The sequence below is a fragment of the Sphingobacterium anhuiense genome (genome assembly GCF_042686355.1).
In the GTDB taxonomy this organism is placed as follows: Bacteria; Bacteroidota; Bacteroidia; order Sphingobacteriales; family Sphingobacteriaceae; genus Sphingobacterium; species Sphingobacterium anhuiense.
The window spans coordinates 1-547 of sequence record NZ_JBHUPE010000027.1; the positions used below are offsets into that span (position 1 = coordinate 1).

Sequence of the window (547 nt, forward strand, 5' to 3'; positions counted from 1 at the left end):
TATATAAATCCTTCCTCTGGGTTTTCCGTTAAGTAAGACATCTTTTGGAAAACGTAGGGTTAATCTTTTATCATGAATACCCTCTCTTGATGCAAAATCCTTTCCAGTAACCGTAAATTTTGCTAATGTGACTACATTTCCCGGAGCAGCATAATATATTTCATAATCTGCCTTAAATTCATAATCCACACCATCACCTCTCCGTGAGATAACAGATACTAAAAAATCAGTTTCAGAATTTCGACTTATTACTAAGTTAGGTCCTTCAGTAGTTTCTTTTAGATGTGATTTATGGATGTCCCAACCGTGTAATCTACGATAAAGGAATTCAGCATGACTACTAAAACTAATCAATGAAATGCAAATTATTAAGATGTGGATTTTAAAATTTCTCATGGATCGTCATGTTTTTTAAGGTGTCAGTACTTTGAAAGTCATAAATATTCTGAACGCTTTCTCTAGATTGAATCATGGATAAAGATTTAACAACAAAAGAATCGGAATTCTTATCATATGTTATACTGTCTTTATTAATATCAATTAGGAC

At 32.0% G+C, this 547-nt stretch carries 1 protein-coding gene; it reads right to left on the reverse strand.

The features are described 5' to 3' along the window. Positions 1–396, reverse strand: a 396-nt coding sequence (locus ACFS6I_RS24460; RefSeq protein WP_380924467.1) for a hypothetical protein, incomplete at its 3' end; no start/stop codon positions are given. Positions 397–547: the final 151 nt, after the last annotated feature.